This is a genomic window from Paenibacillus sp. TCA20 (assembly GCF_000732325.1).
Lineage (GTDB): Bacteria > Bacillota > Bacilli > Paenibacillales > Paenibacillaceae > Paenibacillus > Paenibacillus urinalis.
The window spans coordinates 44038-64421 of the sequence record NZ_BBIW01000018.1; the positions used below are offsets into that span (position 1 = coordinate 44038).

Genomic DNA, 20384 nt, shown 5'->3' on the forward strand with positions numbered 1-20384 from the left:
ACAAATAATAGAAACGCCAATATTAAACAGTATTAAACATTCCGTTGTTTTTAAACGTCCTGTCATTGCTGCAAGCAAAAAAAGACTCTGATTCGAGTCTTTCTTCAAGTTGCAATATTCTAATTATCTCGTACTTCAAGATATTTCTCAAGTTTGCGTTTAACTCTCTGCAGTGCATTGTCGATGGACTTTACGTGACGATCCAGATCAACCGCTATTTCTTGATAGGATCTGCCGTCTAAATAAAGCATCAATACTTTGCGTTCCAGATCACTTAAAATCTCGGACATCTTGTCTTCCAAGCCGACAAACTCTTCTTGATTAATAATAAGCTCTTCAGGGTCACTCACCTGGGAACCACAAATGACATCCAGCAGCGTACGGTCTGACTCTTCATCATAGATCGGCTTGTCCAACGATACATACGAATTCAGCGGAATATGCTTCTGACGAGTTGCAGTCTTGATGGCTGTGATAATCTGTCTGGTTATACATAACTCTGCAAATGCCTTGAATGAAGCCAGCTTGTCCCCTCTGAAATCACGTATTGCCTTGTAAAGCCCGATCATTCCTTCTTGAATGATATCTTCCCTATCGGCACCGATTAAAAAGTAAGATCTTGCTTTGGCGCGTACAAAATTACGATACTTGTTGATCAAGTATTCCAGCGCCTCACTATCGTTGTTATGAACCGCTTGGACAATATCCTCATCGCTTAGGTAATCAAACTCGGACAACATGATATCTTTGAGGTCAACACTCACTAACAATCCCTCCGGCTGCAACGCAAGGAACCCCGTCACCTATCAAAATAATAGCATCAGTATAAATGATCGAACCTTCCATCGTCAACCACACACCGCCTAAAAAAGAAAAGAATGATATAAATGTCAAGAGATACATAATACCAATTATTTACACCCGAAGGGGATTTGTCAATCTCTTCTCCACTGCTCGAACAATTTTCGCATTTCCGGTGTGAGCTTTGAATCTATCGTATTTTTTGTCGATTTTTTTTGAAAATCTTCTTTGATCCGTTTGCCCACTTCCTTCTCATTCTGTTCCAGCTCAATAAGAAGTTCGCGCGCAGACAAGCGGAGTGCACCTTGTCCAAAGATAACATGCTGTTCCACCATATCGCTTGTTGCCACATAAATTTGCCGTCTGCGAGAGCTGAGCTCGCCAACAAGACGCTCGATGCACTCGTCTGCCGTTTCTTTTTCTTTTGTAAAATAGACCTGGACTTTGTTCTCCGTGAAGGATTTGCCCAGGCCGGGAACTCGGTACGCATCAAATACGACGATGACTCTTCGGCCTGAGAATCCCTGATATTCAGCAAGCTTCGCCAGAAGCTTGTCCCGAGCTCCATCCAGGTCTGTCTGAGCTAGCGTAAATAGCTCCTTCCACGCTCCGATCATGTTGTAGCCGTCCACGAGAAGCACATCACGGAGATCCTTCATGACCCGCCAGCCCCTAGGCCTTTCGGGATCGGAGCACTTCGTACATGACTACACCGGCTGCAACCGAGGCGTTCAATGAATTGATCTGTCCTGCCATCGGCAGCTTGAGCAGGATGTCACATTTTTCTCGAACCAGACGGCCCATACCCTTGCCTTCGTTTCCAATCACTATAGCAACAGGCCCTGTAAACACTCCATTGCCGAAGACAGATTCCGTAGCTCTTACATCGGTGCCTACAACCCACACTCCGGCTTGCTTCAGCTCCTCAATCGTTTGTGCCAAATTGCTTACTCTCGCTACAGGCACATATTCTGCTGCTCCAGCAGAGGTCTTGGATACCGTTGCTGTCACTTGCGCAGACCGTCTCTTTGGAACGATGACACCATGCGCACCTGTGCAATCCGCTGTCCGCAAAATAGAGCCGAGGTTGTGGGGATCTTCGATCTCATCCAGCAGTACTAGAAACGGAGGTTCTCCCTTCTCCTGTGCAGAAGCAAGGATATCCTCCACTTCAGCGTATTGGTAAGGTGCAGCCTGCGCTACCACTCCTTGATGTTGGATGCCGGGAACCATCTGATCCAGTTTACGCTTATCCACTTGCTGTATGATGACGCCCGCTTTTTTGGCTTCTGCAATAATTGGCATCGTCAAGTGCTTCTGGGCTTGGTCGGCAATCCACACTTTATTTAACGTTCTTCCGGAACGCAGCGCCTCGATAACCGAGTGCTTGCCGGCAATCCATTCTTCTTCCATAATTCCATTATCCTCCTGGCTGACGCCTTCAATTCAATTAGTTGTTGTTCTCCTGCTGCATTTGTGTAATGCCCATATCTATCAGCTCGCGCAGCCGCGCTTCCCTTTTGCTTAAGTACAAATATCCGACAAGACATTCAAATGCTGTCGCATGGCGATATTGCTGTACGTCTGCATTTTTCGGCACGCTCGATTTGGCATTCCGACCTTGTCTAACAACATCCTGTTCCTGATCATCCAGCATCGACTCGATAAGAGACAATATTCGACTCTGCCCTTTGGCTGATACGAAACTGGTCGCTTTCTGATGAAGATGATGTGGACGCAAATTGGGCTTCGACAGCAAATATTGTCTTACAGCTACCTCATAGACCGCATCTCCGATATACGCCAGCGCAATGGGCGGAATCAGTTCCGGCCTACGTGAAGGAGAGTAAGGAAACAACCAATCCCGCTCTCCTTGTTCGTTAAGATGAATATCCATCTCACTCATTTGCGCCGCCATCTTATGCCTTGAGCCGTATCTTCGATAACAATGCCCATAGCCGTCAATTCATCACGAATTTCGTCTGCACGTGCCCAATTCTTCGTTTTGCGGGCCTCATTACGCTCAGCGATCAATTTTTCTACATCCTCGTGCAGATCATCTTCATCCGATGTGTATATACGGAGCACTCCGTTCATCTCATCAAACGTCGTCAATACCGCCTCAAGCTCAGCACGGTTAGTCACTTCGGCCTGAAGCAGGCTATTAACCTCATTTACCCATTCAAACACGGCTGTAATAGCATCTGGTGTATTAAAATCATCCTGCATTTTCTCATGGAAGCTGGCCAGAATTTCGGAAAGTCTGGATTTCAGCTTCTCGGATACAGGCTGGTCCAGGGTTACCGTTCCAAGACGATGCTTCACATTATTTACCGCAATTGCAATCCGATCCACACTATTTTCGGCCTGCTGCATAATATCCTCACTGAAATTGAGGGGATTGCGATAATGTGTCGAAAGCATGAAATATCGAATGGCTTCACGGCGATAGAGATTGCGCAAATCTTTCACCAAAATACCGTTCCCCAAAGATTTCGACATTTTCTCATTGTCAATCCGAATGAAGCCGTTATGCATCCAATAATTAGCCAGCGGCTTGCCTGTCAATACTTCAGATTGGGCCACTTCACATTCATGATGCGGGAACTGCAGGTCTTGGCCGCCTCCATGAATATCCAAAGTGTCACCGAGCAGCTTGCGCGCCATAGCCGAGCACTCGATATGCCAGCCTGGACGCCCCGGACCCCAAGGACTTTCCCAATAAATTTCACCAGGCTTTGCCGCTTTCCATAGAACAAAATCCTGCGGGTTTTCTTTGCGTTCATCGACTCCGATTCGAATGCCGAACTGGAGCTCATCGAGATTTTGCTTGGAGAGCTTGCCATACTCCGGGAATTTGTGTGTGCGATAATACACATCCCCGCCATTCTCGTAAGCAATTCCTTCCTTGAACAGCTGATCAATAAAATCAATGATCAGATCCATATTCTCGGTAACTCTCGGATTATGAGTTGCTCTCGGAATGCCCAGTCCATCTAGGTCTTCGTAGTATGCTTTAATAAAGCGATCTGCAACCTGTGTCACCGTAAGTCCTGTCTGTTCTGCTTTTTTTATCAATTTATCGTCTACATCCGTGAAGTTAACGACATAATTCACATCATTACCCACCGTCTCTAAATAGCTGCGAACCACGTCGAAAAATATCATCGGCCGTGCATTTCCGATATGGATATAGTCGTATACTGTCGGTCCGCACACGTACATTTTCACTTTTCCCGACTCCTGTGGAGTAAATACATCCTTGCTCCTTGTGAGCGTATTATAAATATGAAGCGCCATGATTCACGTTCCTTTCAATACATTTCAATCATTATATTGTACCACGTTTACGATTTGTTACCACGTATGACCGCCTCTTTGCGGCTTCCTTCGTTAGCTGCTGATTTAAGCTGATCCAGCTCCTCCCGCAGAGTAACCAGCTCTCTCTGCAGCTCCCGCATAGAATCAACAACCGGATCCGGCAGCTGCTGACTCAGTCGATCGACTCTCCGGCCATCCTGCTTAACGACTCGCCCCGGAATACCAACGACCGTACTATTTGGGGGGACTTCTCTTAGTACTACGGAGTTTGCTCCAATGTTGCTGTAATCTCCTACTTTAAATGATCCCAACACTTTAGAGCCCGAGGATATCACCACATTATTACCAATGGTAGGATGTCTCTTTCCTTTCTCTTTACCCGTTCCACCTAAGGTCACACCTTGATAAATCACCACATCATCACCAATTTCGCACGTTTCCCCAATGACGACCCCCATACCATGATCGATGAAGAGCCGATTCCCGATCGTAGCCCCCGGGTGAATCTCGATTCCCGTCATAAACCGGCTGAATTGAGAGATGATTCTGGCCACGGTGTACCATCCCCATCCGTAAAAATGATGCGCCAAGCGATGGGCCCAGATGGCATGCAATCCCGAGTAAGTAAAGATCACTTCAAACCGACTTCTAGCAGCCGGGTCATTATCAAAGACTGCCTGAATATCAGATTTCAATTTCTTAAACATATCTGTTCCCCTCTTCGCATCATTTACCCGTTCGTCTTTCGTAAATTTGATTCTGCCTGTCAGCGTATGTGAATCAAAAAACGCCTCTGCAGCCATATTCGGCTGCAGAGGCGTCTCATTAAATCGCGGTTCCACTCTGCTTAGGATTCGTATCACGCACGTACCCTATCTCGGACGTCCGTTAACGAGGACGAAACGTCGCTACCTACCCGCAGTAGCTTTCCAGCATAGTGGAAAGGTCCAGGTTCGGAGGCGCAGCTCCCAGGCGCATTTTCGATCAGCAGAGCGTGAGATAACTTCCAGCCTTGAAGACTTGTTAAGGTCTTACCCGGTTATCTTCTCTGGTCCACGTTCATGACTGTGTACTTCTCCTGTTCACAGCTGTTTAATATAGTCAGTCTTCCCCATACGGGTACTCTTAATCATATTAGGATAAACAGAGACTGCTTATCTTGATGTACTGCTTTTTATATATCTTAGCGAAAAGAACTTCGGCTGACAAGGATTATCCTTCCTAGTCTCATGGCAAATTTTAATATTGGGCTCTCAAACGGCTTAACACCTTATCGCGGCCTAACAGATAAATTGTTGCATTCAAATCCCGGCCATGGGTTTGGCCCGTCAATGCTACACGAATCGGCATGAACAGCTGCTTGCCTTTAAAGCCTGTCTCCTTCTGCACTTCTTTAATCAAAGCCTGCATGTGCGAGGCAGTAAAATCAGAGGAAGCTTCTACTTTCTCAGCAAAAGCCTTGAGCACCGTCGGCACCTGCTCTTCCTTCAGAACAGCTTCAGCTTCGCCTTCAAACTCCACTTCATCCTTGAAGAACAAGGACGCCAGCTCCACAATATCCGATGCTGCAACCATCTGCTCCTGATAAAGTGCCACCAGTTCCTCTGCCCAAACCCGCTTGTCTGCTTCAAGATCACCAGAGAGCAGACCCGCTTGCTGCAAGTGCGGAATCGCAAGATCCGCGATTCGTTTCGGTTCCGCATTCTTGATATAAGAGTTATTAAGGTGAGCCAGCTTATTCGTATCAAACACCGCAGGAGACTTGGACAGCCGTGACGGATCAAAAATCTTAATCAGCTCGTCCTTGCTGAAAATTTCCTCTTCTCCTTCCGGAGACCAGCCCAGTAGTGAGATATAGTTAAACAGTGCTTCCGGCAAATAACCGAGCTTGTCATATTGCTCAATAAATTGAATAATCGACTCGTCGCGCTTGCTGAGCTTCTTGTGATTCTCATTAACAATGAGGGTCATATGACCGAACACCGGCGGTTCCCAGTCAAAAGCTTCATAAATCATCAGCTGACGAGGTGTATTGGAGATATGGTCCTCACCACGCAGAACATGGGTGATCTTCATCAAATGATCATCAAGAGCAACAGCAAAATTGTAAGTAGGAATGCCGTCCTTCTTGACAATAACGAAATCCCCGGTTTCTTTGGAATTAAAGGATATTGTTCCTTTAACCATGTCATTAAAGGTGTATATTTTCTCTTCCGGTACACGGAAACGTACACTTGGCACGCGGCCTTCGGCTTCATATGCCTTGCGTTCATCTTCCGTAAGATCACGGTGCTTGCCGGAATAACGCGGTGTCTCCCCGCGGGACATCTGCTCCTCGCGCTCCGCTTCAAGCTCTTCCTCTGTACAATAACAGAAATAAGCGAGACCGCGGTCAATCAAATCCTGCCAATACTTCTTGTAGATATCGAGACGTTCCGTTTGACGATAAGGGCCATATTCGCCCCCAACATCAATACTCTCATCCCATTCCATACCAAGCCATTTCAAATATGTCAGCTGGCTTTCTTCTCCGCCTTTAATATTCCGCTTTGTATCTGTATCTTCAATGCGGATAATAAATTTCCCGCCTTGATTTCTCGCATATAAATAATTGAATAATGCCGTTCTTGCATTTCCGATATGCAAATGTCCTGTCGGACTCGGCGCATAACGCACGCGAACCTCCGTGCTCATAATATCCCCTCCGATTCATTATTTCAAGATGATAGCACAGGTTGGATCAGGCAGACAACCGATTGCGCAGCAATGCCCTCGCCCCGTCCTGCAAAGCCAAGCTGCTCTGTCGTCGTCGCTTTTACATTCACTTGAGAGAGCTCTGCACCTAGAGCCTTGGCAATGATCTCTGCCATTTGCGGAATATAGGGTGCCATCTTTGGCTTTTGAGCAATGATCGTTGAATCCACGTTGCCCAGCTGATAGCCACGCTCGACAGCAAGCTCCCATACTCGCTCCAGCAGCTTAAGACTATCTGCGTCTTTAAATACCGGATCCGTATCCGGAAAGTGCTTGCCGATATCACCAAGACCCAAAGCACCGAGTATGGCATCACTTATCGCATGCAGAAGCACGTCCGCATCGGAGTGTCCCAGCAGTCCTTTTTCATAGGGAATCGTGACTCCCCCAATAATACATGGTCGGCCCTCCACTAATTGATGAACGTCAAATCCTTGTCCTACACGGATCATAAGTCTACTCTCCCCTTTTTTGCATAAATACAGCATAATCCAGATCATCCGGCGTCGTAATTTTAATATTCGTATACCGGCCCTCTACGACCTTTACCTGCTTCCCAAGCCGTTCAATCAGCATCGCGTCATCAGTGCCAAGAAACGCCTCCTGCTTCGCCCGCTCATGAGCCTCAAGCAGTGCAGACAGACGAAAAGCCTGTGGGGTTTGGATACTCCACAGACTTCGCCGATCCGGCGTGGACATGATAATGCCTTCTTCGTTTACTTGTTTGATCGTATCCTTCACAGGTACCGCAAGCACAGCAGCCCCATGCTCCATCGCAGCCTCCATACAGCTCTCGATAAGATCCGGTGTCACAAAAGGTCTGACTCCATCATGTACGAGCACATAATCAGAAGTAAGCTCCTTCAAGCCTGCATAGACGGAATCCTGCCTTTCTGATCCTCCAGCAGTTACCCGAACCTGATCTTCAAGGCCAAATTTATGAATCCACTCTTCGCAGCGCGCAACATCCGCAGCACCTGTTACCACGATCAACTCTTTAATTCGCGACACACGGCTGAACACCTCAAGCGTATGTATAAAGATTGGCTTGTCCTGCAGCAGCAGAAATTGCTTGCTCTCCGCGTATCCCATACGCGTACCCCTGCCTGCTGCCACAATGACGGCCCCCCATGAATTGTTCATGCTCTTAAACCCCTGCCTTGTTCTTCTGCTTAAGCATTCAGCGATCGGAACACTCAATCTCCATCATACCGCTTTATTGAGCTTTTTCCAACAGTTTCGGCTTGGCAAAAATCATTCTTCCTGCAGAGGTTTGGAGTACGCTTGTCACAAGCACCTCCATCATCGTGCCGATATATTCTCTTCCGCCCTCGACAACAATCATGGTGCCGTCATCCAGGTAGGCTACGCCTTGACCATGCTCCTTGCCGTCCTTGATGATCTGGACCATAATTTCCTCACCTGGCAAAACGACCGGCTTGACCGCATTAGCCAAATCATTAATGTTCAGCACAGATACGCCTTGAAGCTCACATACCTTATTCAGGTTAAAATCATTGGTTACAACCTTGCCCTGAAGTACCTTGGCGAGCTTAACCAATTTACTGTCCACCTCAGATATTTCTTCAAAATCGCCTTCATAGATCAGCACTTTAATCTCCAATTCCTTTTGAATCTTGTTAAGGATATCGAGCCCGCGGCGTCCACGGTTTCGCTTGAGCAGATCTGATGAATCCGCAATATGTTGAAGCTCCTCCAGTACGAATTCAGGGATAACGATGGTTCCTTCGATAAAGCCTGTCTTGCAGATATCCGCAATTCGGCCATCAATAATGACACTCGTATCCAGTATCTTATGCTCTTCAATCCGTCTGTCTTCACTTATTGCACCGTTATTCCACCGTCCTGAAGTCCAGAACGCCCCTAGGTCCTCTTTCTTCGCAAGACCCAGCCGAAGTCCCATGTAACTGAAGATAAGCATCATAGCCACTTGAAGCAGCTCTCCTGGCTTACCAAGCCAATTGAATGACGGATAAAGAAGTATAGCGAACAACAATCCAATTCCCAGCCCCAAAGCCCCCGCCGCCAATTCACTCATAGGAACACGAGCGAGCTTCGTCACTCCTTCTTCTACCCTTAAATTCACCATAGAACCCAGTGTACTGCATAGTAATGTAAAGACCGCAATCCCTGTTAGCATCCATAACGCAAGTGCTGTTGTCGTCCCCAGTCTGTCAGCCAGTTCGCTTAACCAAGGGACCGTTACTCCTACTGAATGATATAACGCATAACCAGACCATGCTCCCATGATTCCAGTCAATGTTAAAATGACTTTTTTCCACATGTCCCTTCACCTCCTTTGACCTTTTCCTTATCCAGTATGAACCAATTCAGAAGGTCCTAATCCTGTAGAGAAGGATATTTAAGGAAAAATATCTTCCGAATCTCTTCTCGTTCTATATGAAGAATAAATAAATCATTTTCGCCGCTGAATCTAACGATAAGTATCTAACTGTAAATCATGGTTGAAAATGGTTTGTAGGGTGGCATATAATAAATTCAACTGAAAACACACCGAGGTGAATATAAGGAATGAGCACTTCCAGCCTGCAAACCTTTCAAGACCAAGTATCCGAATTGTTGCTCCGTCACCGTAGTCTGATTGATGTCTTGTCAAAGTTAGGACAAGCCGACGCTTCTGTTAATCGTGCAGTCTCCAAGGCCATTACGGAGTGCGGATGTATTGAACTTCATGCTTCCAAGCAGTCATACACACCTAACGGGAATTTGGAGGACGCTAAATCTTCAGTAGAGACACATGTACATGGAGACTTGTGTGATCATTGCAAAGAGATTGTCAGCTCAGAGCTTGGACGCAATCTGTTTTATATGTCGGCGCTTTGCAATCTGCTCAATATTCAGCTCGAGGATGTCCTTGAGAATGAAGCCAACAAGTGTTCTACACTCGGCATTTTCAACCTATCGTAACGAAATTTAAATGTAAGCAACTCTAGATTAGTTCCGCTAATATACACAGCCTTCTATACACTTCCGATTCGTACTACGATGAATTTACAGCACAAAAAAAGCATTTATTCTCTTCGTGTGATGCGAGAGAATAAATGCTTTTTTATTCGAATGAGCATCTCTGCTCAACTTTTCCCTAATAACGATGTGACGTTTCATCTTCCTGACTCTTGTTCCGATTGCGTCTGCGTTGAATATAACGTTGTACACTATGAGACATACCGTATACGGCATATAACACCAAAGGAATAAATACAAACATGGATAATTGCTCAGAGAACAAAAATGCAAGTGCAATCGAAAACAAAACAACCAGTGGAGCGATCCACACCGCTTTTTTGGGAATGCCTACCTTTTTGAAATTCGGATATTTCAGCGAGCTGATCATGAGATAGGACAACAGCAGTGTAGCCACCATCATAAAGGGAGCGGAAATATCTTTGTTAAATAAGGACAGCAGCGCAAGTACACCACCTGCCGCCGGTATAGGCAGTCCTGTGAAATAACCGGGAATTCCGGGTTTAACATTAAATCGGGCTAACCTCAGTGCACCGCATATCGGAAATAGGCTGGTTACGATCCAGGCTATAGCTACCGGAGCTACCTGAAACGAGACGGTATACATCAGATAAGCCGGGGCGGCACCAAATGATACAATGTCAGACAGTGAATCCAGTTCTTTACCAAACTCACTTTGAGCATTCAGCGCCCTTGCAATCCGGCCATCTAAGCCATCAAGAAGCATAGCGATAACCACCATAAAAGCGGCAAGCGTATACTGATCTTCTGAGGCCAGCAAAATGGCAATCATTCCGAGTGATAAATTACCCAAGGTAAATAAATTCGGAATTGATTTCGTTATCATCACGTCACCTCATATGTGCGGCAATAAAAAAATAATCATCTGTCATTCTGGGTTATTTATATCTGTCTGTCAATGAACATTTGCTCCTGCAGACGCTTCAAACCATCCTTAATCGTACGCGCACGTACTTCTCCGATACCGTCGACTTCGTCCAATTCTTCGATGGTTGCCATGATGACATGCGGCAGGTGTTCAAACTGCTCAACCAAATTATGAATGATGACATTTGGCAGGCGAGGAATCTTGCTGAGAACACGGTACCCCCTTGGGGCCACTGATTCTTCTGAAGTCGCAGCTGATGCAGGATATCCGAGCAAACGAACAATATGGTGGGTATCCAGCAGTTCATCATCTGTTGAACGTTTAAGCCCACTCACGATCTCTTTGATCTTCTCATCGCTGTCATCCTTAGCATAGTCCTTATACAGAAGCATGGCTTCTTCTTCCGTATTGCTGACAAGCTCCTCCATCTGCATGGAGATAAGCCGCCCTTCATTTCCGAGCTCATTAATGTAGCGCTTGATCTCCATCTTGATTCGAAGCACCATTTCCACACGCTGAATGACATTCACAACCTCAGGTATGGTCACCAGCTCTTCAAATTCGGACGCGCTGAGATTCGTCAAGGATTGATTGAGCACCGCCCTGTATTTCTCAAGCGTTTGTATCGCCTGATTTGCTTTCGTCAAAATTACACCGATTTCCTTCAATGCATACCGCAGTGTACCCTGGTAGAGCGTAATAATATTACGTCTTTGTGATATGGATACAACGAGCTTACCTGTCTGCTTGGCAACTCTTTCGGCAGTTCTGTGGCGAATTCCTGTCTCTGAAGACGAAATAGAGGAATCAGGAATCAACTGTGTATTTGCATACAAAATTCGTTTTAAATCCTCACTTAAGATAATGGCTCCGTCCATCTTGGCCAGCTCATATAGATAGTTTGGAGAGAAATCACAATTGATCGAAAAACCGCCGTCCACAACCTCCATAACCTCAGGACTGTAACCAACGACGATCAGCGCACCCGTTTTTGCACGCAATACGTTCTCCAGTCCCTCTCTAAATGGCGTTCCGGGCGCAACCAATCTTAAGAGATCATTCATTTTATCCAATTGGCTCGATTCTTTCATCTTTCAATGCCCCCTAATCTAAAGCAACCGCTAGTGCATCTCCGACGGTGTTTACACCGATAAGTTCTATTCCCTTCGGGTGCTTCCAGCCTTTTAGGCTCTTCTCTGGCATAATCACCCGTTTGAATCCAAGCTTCTGCGCTTCTTTTGCTCTCTGCTCCGCACGAGACACGGCCCGGACCTCGCCTGTAAGACCTACCTCTCCAAACACAACATCAAAAGGTTTGGTCGGCATATCCCGGAAGCTGGATGCGACACTGACGGCAACCGCCAGATCAATAGCAGGTTCATCCAGCTTCACCCCTCCGGCGACGTTTATATAAGCATCCTGGTTCTGTAAGAACATACCCTGGCGCTTTTCCAATACGGCGATAATAAGAGCCATACGATTGTAATCTACACCGGTAGCCATACGTCTTGGAGAAGGGAATTGGGTTGCGGATACCAGCGCCTGAAGCTCAACAAGCATTGGACGGGTCCCTTCCATGCTGGCAGCAACAGTAGAGCCTGCTACCCCAAGCGGTCGTTCAGACAAGAACATCTCGGATGGATTGGCAACCTCGGTTAACCCGATTTCACCCATCTCAAAAATCCCCATTTCATTGGTTGAGCCAAAACGGTTCTTCACCGCACGAAGCAGCCGGTACGTATGATGTCTCTCGCCTTCAAAATAGAGCACACAATCCACCATATGCTCAAGCATTCGCGGTCCTGCAATAGCACCTTCCTTAGTAACATGCCCTACAAGCACGGTCGCAATGCCCTGACCTTTGGCGATTCGCATAAATCTTGATGTACATTCTCTAACTTGTGCCACACTGCCCGGTGCACTCGTAATTTCTGGTAAATATACCGTTTGAATGGAGTCAATGACTAAGAAATGCGGCTCTACCTGTTTGACTGCTTCCTCAATCCGTTCCATATTTGTTTCGCTGAGCACATACAGCTCAGGAGACAATGCTTCCAGTCGATCCGCCCTCAGCTTCGTCTGCCTAACCGATTCCTCACCGGAAATATACAGCACGCGCAGTCCTGCTGTGGTCATGGCATGGGAGGTTTGCAACAGTAATGTAGATTTACCGATGCCCGGATCTCCGCCGACCAGAACAAGAGAGCCCGGAACGACGCCGCCGCCGAGCACTCGATTCAGCTCTTTAATACCCGTCAGGATGCGGGGCTCCTGGTCACTCTCTATGTTTATGATGGGCTGAGGCTTTTCTTTACTATCAAAAAGGGAAGAACCTCTCCCTTGTGTCTTAACGATACTTTCGGTTTCCTCCACCATGGAGTTCCAGGACTGACATCCTGGACATTTACCGTACCATTTAGGGGCTTCATAGCCGCATTCAGTACAATAAAATTTCGTTTTAACTTTAGCCACTTCACTTCTCCTTATTTTTACACTATTCGACTATAATCGTCTTAAAGTGCAAATGCCGAATTTACTAAAAAAGGATTTAATAAAAGTTTAACATTGAATGCATTTTGACGTAAAGCTTAATTGCCAAACTTTACACAGGATGTATTTTTTCCAAGTCATCCATCTTGATTTGATGTCTATCAAGTATGCATTTTCCTTAAAAAAAGGGTTCTTATCGCTCACGCGACAAGAACCCTTTCCAACATTTTTAATTATACATGTGGCATGGATCAATCAAATCTTAAGTTCATTCTATCCAGATGTAACAATTTATGAAGAACTTGTAGGTGTAGATACACTATCTTTTTTGGTGACCACCAAACTTCCTTCATCCACATCAATAAGCAGAGAATCACCCTTTGTCACATTACCCGTGAGCAGCTCTTCGGAGAGCCGGTCTTCAATATGCTTCTGAATGGCTCTGCGGAGTGGTCTTGCCCCGTAAGCAGGATCAAAGCCTTCTTTGGCAAGGAATGCCTTCGCTTGATCTGTCAGCTCAAAGTCAACATCATACTCACGCAGACGTTTACGCAGCTCCTCCGCCATCAGAGTAACAATCTCACCGATGTGCTTCTCCTCAAGGGAATGGAACACGATAATCTCGTCAATCCGGTTTAGGAATTCGGGACGGAAGCTCTTCTTCAGCTCATCCATCACTTTCCCCTTCATGTTGTCATAATTCGCACCTGCATCTACAACGGCTGTAAAGCCCAGCGTAGAATTACGCTTAATAGCATCTGCACCTACGTTCGAAGTCAAGATGATGAGCGTGTTGCGGAAATCGACTACACGGCCCTTCGAATCTGTCAGACGGCCGTCTTCCAGCACTTGAAGCAGGATATTGAATACTTCCGGATGGGCTTTTTCAATCTCATCCAGCAGAACGACAGAGTATGGCTTACGGCGCACCTTTTCAGTCAGCTGCCCGCCTTCTTCATAGCCTACATATCCCGGAGGAGCTCCAACCAGTCTGGATGTGGAGTGCTTCTCCATATATTCAGACATATCAATCCGGATGACAGCATTCTCATCGCCAAACATCGATTCAGCAAGGGCGCGAGCAAGCTCTGTCTTACCTACCCCAGTTGGTCCCAGGAAGATAAAGGAGCCCATCGGACGTTTCGGGTCTTTCAGACCTGCACGTGCCCGGCGGATTGCACGGCTGACCGCTTTAACGGCTTCATCCTGCCCGATAACACGCTCATGCAGGATTCCTTCCATGTTCATCAGTCGATCCGTTTCTTCCTGCTTCAGCTTATTGACAGGAACCCCCGTCCAGCTGGCTACGACCTGTGCGATATCCTCAGGTGTGACCTCGGAGTCAGTACGACCTTGTTTTTCCTTCCACTGATTCTTCGTTACATCAAGCTCTTCGCGAATTTTCTGCTCTGTATCTCGCAGGGCAGCAGCCTTCTCGAATTCCTGACTTTGAACAGCCGAATCCTTTTCTTTACGAATATCATCGAGTCTGTTCTCAAGCTGCTTGAGATTAGGCGGTACCGTATAAGAGTTAAGTCTTACTTTGGAGCCCGCTTCATCAATCAGGTCAATGGCTTTGTCCGGCAGGAACCGGTCTGTAATGTAACGGTCCGACAATTTAACTGCCTGTTCAATCGCCTCATCCGTAATTTTCACACGGTGATGCGCTTCATAACGATCTCTCAAGCCGTGCAATATTTGAATCGCTTCATCCACGGATGGCTGATCCACATTAATCGGTTGGAAACGACGCTCAAGTGCAGCATCTTTTTCAATATATTTACGATACTCATCCAGAGTAGTCGCACCAATACATTGCAGTTCTCCGCGAGCCAGAGCCGGCTTCAGAATGTTGGAAGCGTCAATAGCTCCTTCTGCTCCCCCTGCTCCAATAAGTGTATGCAGTTCATCAATGAAGAGAATAATATTGCCTGCCTGACGGATCTCATCCATAATCTTTTTCAATCTGTCTTCAAATTCACCACGGTATTTCGTTCCTGCAACAACGGAGCCCATATCCAGGGTCATTACGCGTTTGTCACGCAGCGTTTCAGGAATTTCGTTGGCGATAATTTTCTGAGCCAGACCTTCCGCTATTGCTGTTTTACCTACTCCTGGTTCACCGATTAGTACCGGGTTGTTCTTTGTACGACGGCTGAGCACTTGAATAACACGCTCGATCTCTTTACTCCGGCCAATTACCGGATCAAGGTTGCCTTCCTTCGCAATGGAAGTAAGATCACGTGCAAGGCTGTCCAGTGTTGGTGTACTCACGTTAGCTTGTGCTCCATTATGACTGGACACCGCTTCGCTGCTTCCAAGCAATTGAAGTACTTGCTGACGAGCTTTGTTCAGGCTGATGCCCAGGTTGTTCAGTACGCGTGCTGCAACCCCTTCACCTTCACGGATCAGCCCGAGTAGAATATGTTCGGTTCCAACGTAGGTGTGGCCCAATTTACGAGCTTCATCCATCGAAAGTTCAATCACTTTCTTCGCACGTGGTGTATATGCAATATTCGTAGGCTGCTCTTGACCGCGGCCAATGAGCGTTTCTACTTCATCTTGAATTTTTTCAAGTCCTAGACCCAGACCGATAAGAGCTTTGGCAGCAATGCCTTCACCTTCACGAATCAGGCCGAGCAAAATATGTTCGGTACCGATGTTATTATGACCTAAACGAACCGCTTCTTCTTGAGCTAAAGCCAGCACTTTTTGCGCTCGTTCTGTAAATCTTCCAAACATCATAGTTCTTGCACCTCCACAAGTTTAATTGCCTATATCTCTATCCAGATTGCCCGTCACGGACAGCTCTGGCCGACAATCGTCGGTATCATCCCAAGCCGATTGCGAACTGCCTGTTATCTAAGGCAAGATCAGCACTCAGCCGGGTTATTACTGTTATAATATCCATCAAAATAACGCATTTCTCTGACGAGTTCTAATGCTTAAGAACATCTCGTATCATTTGTGCACGGTAGATGTCTCTCGCATTCGGATCCAGGACTTCTTCACCGAATTTCTTCTGCAGAAAACCCGGTTGAGTCATGACATTCAGTTCATTCATTTGAACAATAGAGGGCTCTTCAATCAATCCAAGATCAATGCCCAATCGAACATCTGATAAGCGCTGTGCAGCTTCCTTGGAATCCATGATCACCGCATGGGATAGAATCCCGTAAGAGCGCATAACCCGGTCCATAATCCGCTGCTTCGAATCACGCATCAGTCTCTCGCGTGCATTTCGCTCATGACCAATGATCTGAAGAACGACACTATATAAGTTCTCAATGATTTCAGCTTCAGACTGTCCTAATGTAATTTGATTCGATATTTGAAACAGATTTCCTGTCGCCTCACTGCCTTCTCCATAAATTCCGCGAACCGCGAGACCTACTTGTGATACGGCAGTAAGCACTCGGCTAATTTGCTTCGTCATGACAAGAGCCGGTAAATGCATCATTACGGAAGCTCGGAGACCTGTACCTACATTGGTAGGACAGCTCGTTAGATAGCCTCTTCGGTCATCAAATGAATAATCGATATGGGCTTCGAACACATCATCAATCGCTGATGCCCTCTTCCATGCCTCCTGCACCTGGAAACCTGGGAATAAACATTGGATACGCAAGTGATCCTCTTCATTCACCATAATGCTGATGGATTCATCTTCACTGAGTATAACAGCTCCGTTTCTCGATTCGTTCGCAAGATCGGGGCTGATCAAATGTTTTTCGACCAGAACTTCTTTATCGAATTGATCCAGTTCATTCAAATTCAGTACATGGAATTCACCAAACTTATGAACTTCCTCAAAGCCAAGCACATCAATAAGGTTACGACGTACTTCTCTCGACTGCTCTTCTGTAGCCAGCATTGGAAACGGAAAGCTCTGCACATTACGAGCGACTCTTACCCGGCTACTGATTACGATTTCTGAGTCAGCAGCGGTATTCCGCATCCAATCACTAAGTGGTTTTTCGGTAAACCGGATATCCGACATGGTGCACACCTCCTTACTTTATTACCAAACTTTACTCTTGTGCTATCTCTTTTTCAAGCTCACGAATCTGGTCACGCAGTTTAGCGGCCTCCTCGAACTCTTGAAGATTGATCTTCTCCTGCATTTCACGCTTCAATTCATCCGCTCTGCGTTTAAGGTGAATTTTCTCGCCTGCACGAACCGGCACTTTCCCGATATGTGTGGTGTTGCCATGTACGCGTTTCAGAAGCGGATCCAAGCGACTGGAGAAATGATTGTAGCAGGAACTGCAGCCAAACCGATTAAGCTTACTGAACTGACTAAATGTCATTCCGCATTGCTCACAACGAAGCGTTTCCGGAGAGGGAGCTCCAGCTGTTTTATACTTGCCTGACTCAAAGTCCATAAGCCCTGACAAAAGTCCGTGAATGGAAAAACCGTTGGAGATCCCTGAAATATGGTCACCTTTTTCCTTAGCACAGTTCTCACAAATATGAAATTCCGTCTTCTCTCCGTTTACTATCTTCGTAAAATGGAGCGTAGCCGGGCGTTCATTACATTGTTGACACATCATGACCGCTTACCTCCTTTGCTTCACTTTCTTGATCATATGAACAATCCTATTCATTTGCCCAAGACCGAGATCAGCATTGCTTTTAGCATTCGAGCGCGAATCTGATCACGATAGGGAAGTTTAATAAGCAGTACTTCTCGAGATATAGCCGCCTTGACCAAAGCAGCCTCTCTACGGTTGAGGAATCCGGCCTCTTCCAGCTGATAGATAAGCCCTTCTGCTGCCGTCTGATTAATCTCATCTCCAATATGCTGATGAAAATGTCCATTTAGAGCAAACTGTGCAGGAAGCTCCACACGCTGAATGCGAATATATCCGCCTCCGCCACGCTTACTTTCCACTAGATAGCCTTTTTCAAGGGTAAACCTTGTGCTGATGACGTAATTAATCTGAGACGGTACACAAGAGAACTTATCAGCGAGATCGTTTCTTTGAATCTCAATCAAGCCCTCAGAGCTATCCTGCAAAATATTTTTCAGATATTGCTCGATAATATCAGAAATATTGCGCATTCTACATCCCCCACTATATTTGCCCCTTAAATAACTTGAGTTCATTACATTAAACTACACTAATCATCTGTATCTAAGGAAAAGGCTTCCCAACTGGGGTCACTACCCATCCTTGAAATTACCCATCTTGGACGGAGAACGAATCTCATTCGCCTAGAAAACTCAATGTGACGCCCTGCATCCCTGATACTTCAAATCTGTTTGATCTCTGTTGACTTTGACTTTCTTTGACTTTGTTTTCATTATACCACATTATGTAGAATTCTCAAGAGGGGTTCCTTTTTCATTTTTCTCATTTTGACCTAAAATATGCGCCTTACGAAAAAAACTCCCCTGAATTGTTCAGGAGAGCTCGTTCTTTCAAGGGTCTTACCTAATCTCAGCAGCCTCTAGTTAAATTAGAAGAAGTCCATAAAAAATGTTCGGCATGCAGGAATCACATGATCCAGTTGGGTTGCTCGGAGCGGATTACCTGCTAATCGTTCCATTAAATAAAGTTCCCGTGGCCGCTTGTAGCCCATAAACATCGCTGTAAAGGATTGGATGTCGCCCGATACATCGGCAGTAGACTTGTCATCAGAAGAAAGAAGTTCTATATTACCCTGTCCATCCTCGTTTATAGTCAGGTGCCAAAATCCCGTATTCCAGGATGCTACAGAATCCTCAACTTGGAGAACCAGATCCAAGCTCTGGTTTGCTTCAAACGGATATTGGGCAATAAAAGCTCTCAGATCAACAATACGTGCCATAAAATAAGGAACAAGCTCCTGCTTCACTCTCGGTTCAGGCAGCAGGAAGGGCAGCTCATCGTCTGAGGGTAACATGCTTAACTTAAACTGCTCACTGGGATGGTTTGCAAAATACGTAAGCAGTGCTCGGCGCGCATTCTCATTCGAATAAACAAATTCATCGCATATAAGCTCTTTGTCTTTATTCTCATAAAGCACATATCCTTGCGGCTCTCCCTCAGGAGAGTAGTAAACGGCTGTATGCCCATCCCCATTCAGCACGGATCGTTTCCACCACGCCTCATCTCGAACCAAAGTGCCATTATAGCGACTTGCAAAAGATTGATACAACCCATCAAGTACAGCGATATCCGTTACATCGCGAACAACCTTCCCCTCGTATTCTACTCTTGGTGGAAGCTGGTGAGCTTGAATGAAATACCTTTTGTATTCGGCAAAGACCTCCCAGCCGTATTTACGGTAGAACGGTACCAAAAAAGGATGTAAGAAGGATAGGCTCTGTCCTTGATTCTTCATCTCCTGCAGCGCATGCTTGAGCAATTGGGCCACATGTCCCTTTCTACGGTTTTCCGGCCATGTGGCGACCCCAGCAATGCCGCCCATATCAAATACTTTGCCGTTTACATATACTTGAAAAGGCAATAGAGTCAGCTTTGCTTGTAGTTCTTCATCATCAAACAAACCCCAGTACTGCTCAGGAACAAAGTGCTGTCTCCGCTGTTCCTTCTCCTCAGCAGTCAGCTTATATCTAAAAGCATATTCAGATAATTGTGTACTTACATCAAACTCTTCCATCTTCAATTGCCGAATGACCATGGTTCCACCTCGCGATTCATAATTTAGAAGGTTAGCTCAACTCTTGTCTTTATATATGAAAGTGAACAAAGGATCCAATCTAGCAAAAGTGTGTCAGATCTATATACAGATGTCAATCTGAAGAGTTATATAAGAAAGGTCCTGCAAGTAAAAAAAGACACTATCGAGTGTCATCGATAGTGTCTTATGTGTGCTTGGCAACGTCCTACTCTCCCAGGACCCTTCGGTCCAAGTACCATCGGCGCTGGAGGGCTTAACGATCGTGTTCGGGATGGGTACGTGTGGAACCCCTCCGCTATCGCCACCAAACATGATTTTTCGAAGCTACGCTTCTCGAAATCGCTGCGAGAAAATATCAGTCCTTAGAAGGACATGCAGCTTAAATCTTACAAGGATTTGCTCCCTGAAAACTAGATACGAAACAATGAGCGATGTTAGAATCTTTGTTGACCCGGTTTTGTTCCGGGCCCCGAGAAAGTATTCGGATTTACCG

General features: G+C 46.1%; 19 protein-coding genes and 1 rRNA gene. 1 reads left to right on the forward strand and 19 read right to left on the reverse strand.

What is annotated here, in order from left to right; translation table 11 throughout:
- Positions 1–119: 119 nt before the first annotated feature.
- The 10 genes from sigH to TCA2_RS23880 form a co-directional block, all read right to left on the reverse strand.
- Positions 120–764, reverse strand: coding sequence for an RNA polymerase sporulation sigma factor SigH (gene sigH, locus TCA2_RS23835; protein WP_047914105.1), 645 nt, complete (start codon positions 762–764; stop codon positions 120–122).
- Positions 765–935: 171 nt separating this feature from the next.
- A complete protein-coding gene (locus TCA2_RS23840) occupies positions 936–1460 on the reverse strand; it encodes an NYN domain-containing protein (RefSeq protein WP_047914106.1) in 525 nt (174 codons plus the stop codon).
- 13 nt (positions 1461–1473) lie between these two features.
- The gene (gene rlmB / locus TCA2_RS23845) at positions 1474–2214 is read right to left on the reverse strand and encodes a 23S rRNA (guanosine(2251)-2'-O)-methyltransferase RlmB (RefSeq protein WP_047914107.1); all 741 of its coding nucleotides are present in this window, start codon (positions 2212–2214) and stop codon (positions 1474–1476) included.
- A 37-nt stretch (positions 2215–2251) separates the two neighbouring features.
- Positions 2252–2707, reverse strand: a complete 456-nt coding sequence (locus TCA2_RS23850) for a Mini-ribonuclease 3 (RefSeq protein ID WP_047914108.1) — start codon at positions 2705–2707, stop codon at positions 2252–2254.
- Positions 2704–4101, reverse strand: a complete 1398-nt coding sequence (gene cysS, locus TCA2_RS23855; RefSeq protein ID WP_047914109.1) for a cysteine--tRNA ligase — start codon at positions 4099–4101, stop codon at positions 2704–2706. Before cysS ends, TCA2_RS23850 begins: the two co-directional genes overlap by 4 nt.
- Before the next feature lie 47 nt (positions 4102–4148).
- Positions 4149–4829: a serine O-acetyltransferase gene (gene cysE / locus TCA2_RS23860; RefSeq protein ID WP_047914124.1), complete on the reverse strand. Its 681-nt coding sequence runs from the start codon at positions 4827–4829 to the stop codon at positions 4149–4151.
- Positions 4830–5361: 532 nt separating this feature from the next.
- Positions 5362–6816 carry a glutamate--tRNA ligase gene (gene gltX, locus TCA2_RS23865; protein ID WP_047914110.1) on the reverse strand — a complete coding sequence of 485 codons (1455 nt, stop codon included), beginning with the start codon at positions 6814–6816 and terminating at the stop codon, positions 5362–5364.
- A 23-nt stretch (positions 6817–6839) separates the two neighbouring features.
- The gene (gene ispF / locus TCA2_RS23870) at positions 6840–7328 is read right to left on the reverse strand and encodes a 2-C-methyl-D-erythritol 2,4-cyclodiphosphate synthase (RefSeq protein ID WP_047914111.1); all 489 of its coding nucleotides are present in this window, start codon (positions 7326–7328) and stop codon (positions 6840–6842) included.
- 4 nt (positions 7329–7332) lie between these two features.
- Positions 7333–8019 (reverse strand): 2-C-methyl-D-erythritol 4-phosphate cytidylyltransferase, encoded by a 687-nt coding sequence (gene ispD / locus TCA2_RS23875; protein WP_047914112.1) that lies wholly within the window; start codon positions 8017–8019, stop codon positions 7333–7335.
- A gap of 73 nt (positions 8020–8092) precedes the next feature.
- The gene (locus tag TCA2_RS23880) at positions 8093–9181 is read right to left on the reverse strand and encodes a PIN/TRAM domain-containing protein (RefSeq protein ID WP_047914113.1); all 1089 of its coding nucleotides are present in this window, start codon (positions 9179–9181) and stop codon (positions 8093–8095) included.
- A gap of 248 nt (positions 9182–9429) precedes the next feature.
- Between TCA2_RS23880 and TCA2_RS23885 the strand changes: the two genes are divergently transcribed.
- Positions 9430–9825: a hypothetical protein gene (locus TCA2_RS23885; protein ID WP_047914114.1), complete on the forward strand. Its 396-nt coding sequence runs from the start codon at positions 9430–9432 to the stop codon at positions 9823–9825.
- A gap of 175 nt (positions 9826–10000) precedes the next feature.
- Here TCA2_RS23885 and pssA read toward each other — a convergent pair whose 3' ends face one another.
- The 9 genes from pssA to rrf form a co-directional block, all read right to left on the reverse strand.
- Positions 10001–10729, reverse strand: a complete 729-nt coding sequence (pssA, locus tag TCA2_RS23890; RefSeq protein WP_047914115.1) for a CDP-diacylglycerol--serine O-phosphatidyltransferase — start codon at positions 10727–10729, stop codon at positions 10001–10003.
- Positions 10730–10785: 56 nt separating this feature from the next.
- A complete protein-coding gene (disA, locus tag TCA2_RS23895; protein WP_047914116.1) occupies positions 10786–11862 on the reverse strand; it encodes a DNA integrity scanning diadenylate cyclase DisA in 1077 nt (358 codons plus the stop codon).
- 13 nt (positions 11863–11875) lie between these two features.
- Entirely contained in the window at positions 11876–13243 is a 1368-nt protein-coding gene (gene radA / locus TCA2_RS23900) for a DNA repair protein RadA (RefSeq protein ID WP_047914117.1), read from the reverse strand.
- A 309-nt stretch (positions 13244–13552) separates the two neighbouring features.
- A complete protein-coding gene (gene clpC, locus TCA2_RS23905; RefSeq protein WP_047914118.1) occupies positions 13553–16006 on the reverse strand; it encodes an ATP-dependent protease ATP-binding subunit ClpC in 2454 nt (817 codons plus the stop codon).
- A 193-nt stretch (positions 16007–16199) separates the two neighbouring features.
- The gene (locus tag TCA2_RS23910) at positions 16200–17261 is read right to left on the reverse strand and encodes a protein arginine kinase (RefSeq protein ID WP_047914119.1); all 1062 of its coding nucleotides are present in this window, start codon (positions 17259–17261) and stop codon (positions 16200–16202) included.
- A gap of 31 nt (positions 17262–17292) precedes the next feature.
- Complete coding sequence (locus TCA2_RS23915; RefSeq protein WP_047914120.1) at positions 17293–17814, reverse strand: UvrB/UvrC motif-containing protein; 522 nt, start codon at positions 17812–17814, stop codon at positions 17293–17295.
- Positions 17815–17864: 50 nt separating this feature from the next.
- Positions 17865–18326: a CtsR family transcriptional regulator gene (locus TCA2_RS23920; RefSeq protein WP_047914121.1), complete on the reverse strand. Its 462-nt coding sequence runs from the start codon at positions 18324–18326 to the stop codon at positions 17865–17867.
- A 398-nt stretch (positions 18327–18724) separates the two neighbouring features.
- Complete coding sequence (gene eis, locus TCA2_RS23925; protein ID WP_047914122.1) at positions 18725–19891, reverse strand: enhanced intracellular survival protein Eis; 1167 nt, start codon at positions 19889–19891, stop codon at positions 18725–18727.
- A 192-nt stretch (positions 19892–20083) separates the two neighbouring features.
- Positions 20084–20200 (reverse strand): 5S ribosomal RNA (gene rrf, locus TCA2_RS23930).
- Positions 20201–20384 lie beyond the last annotated feature (184 nt).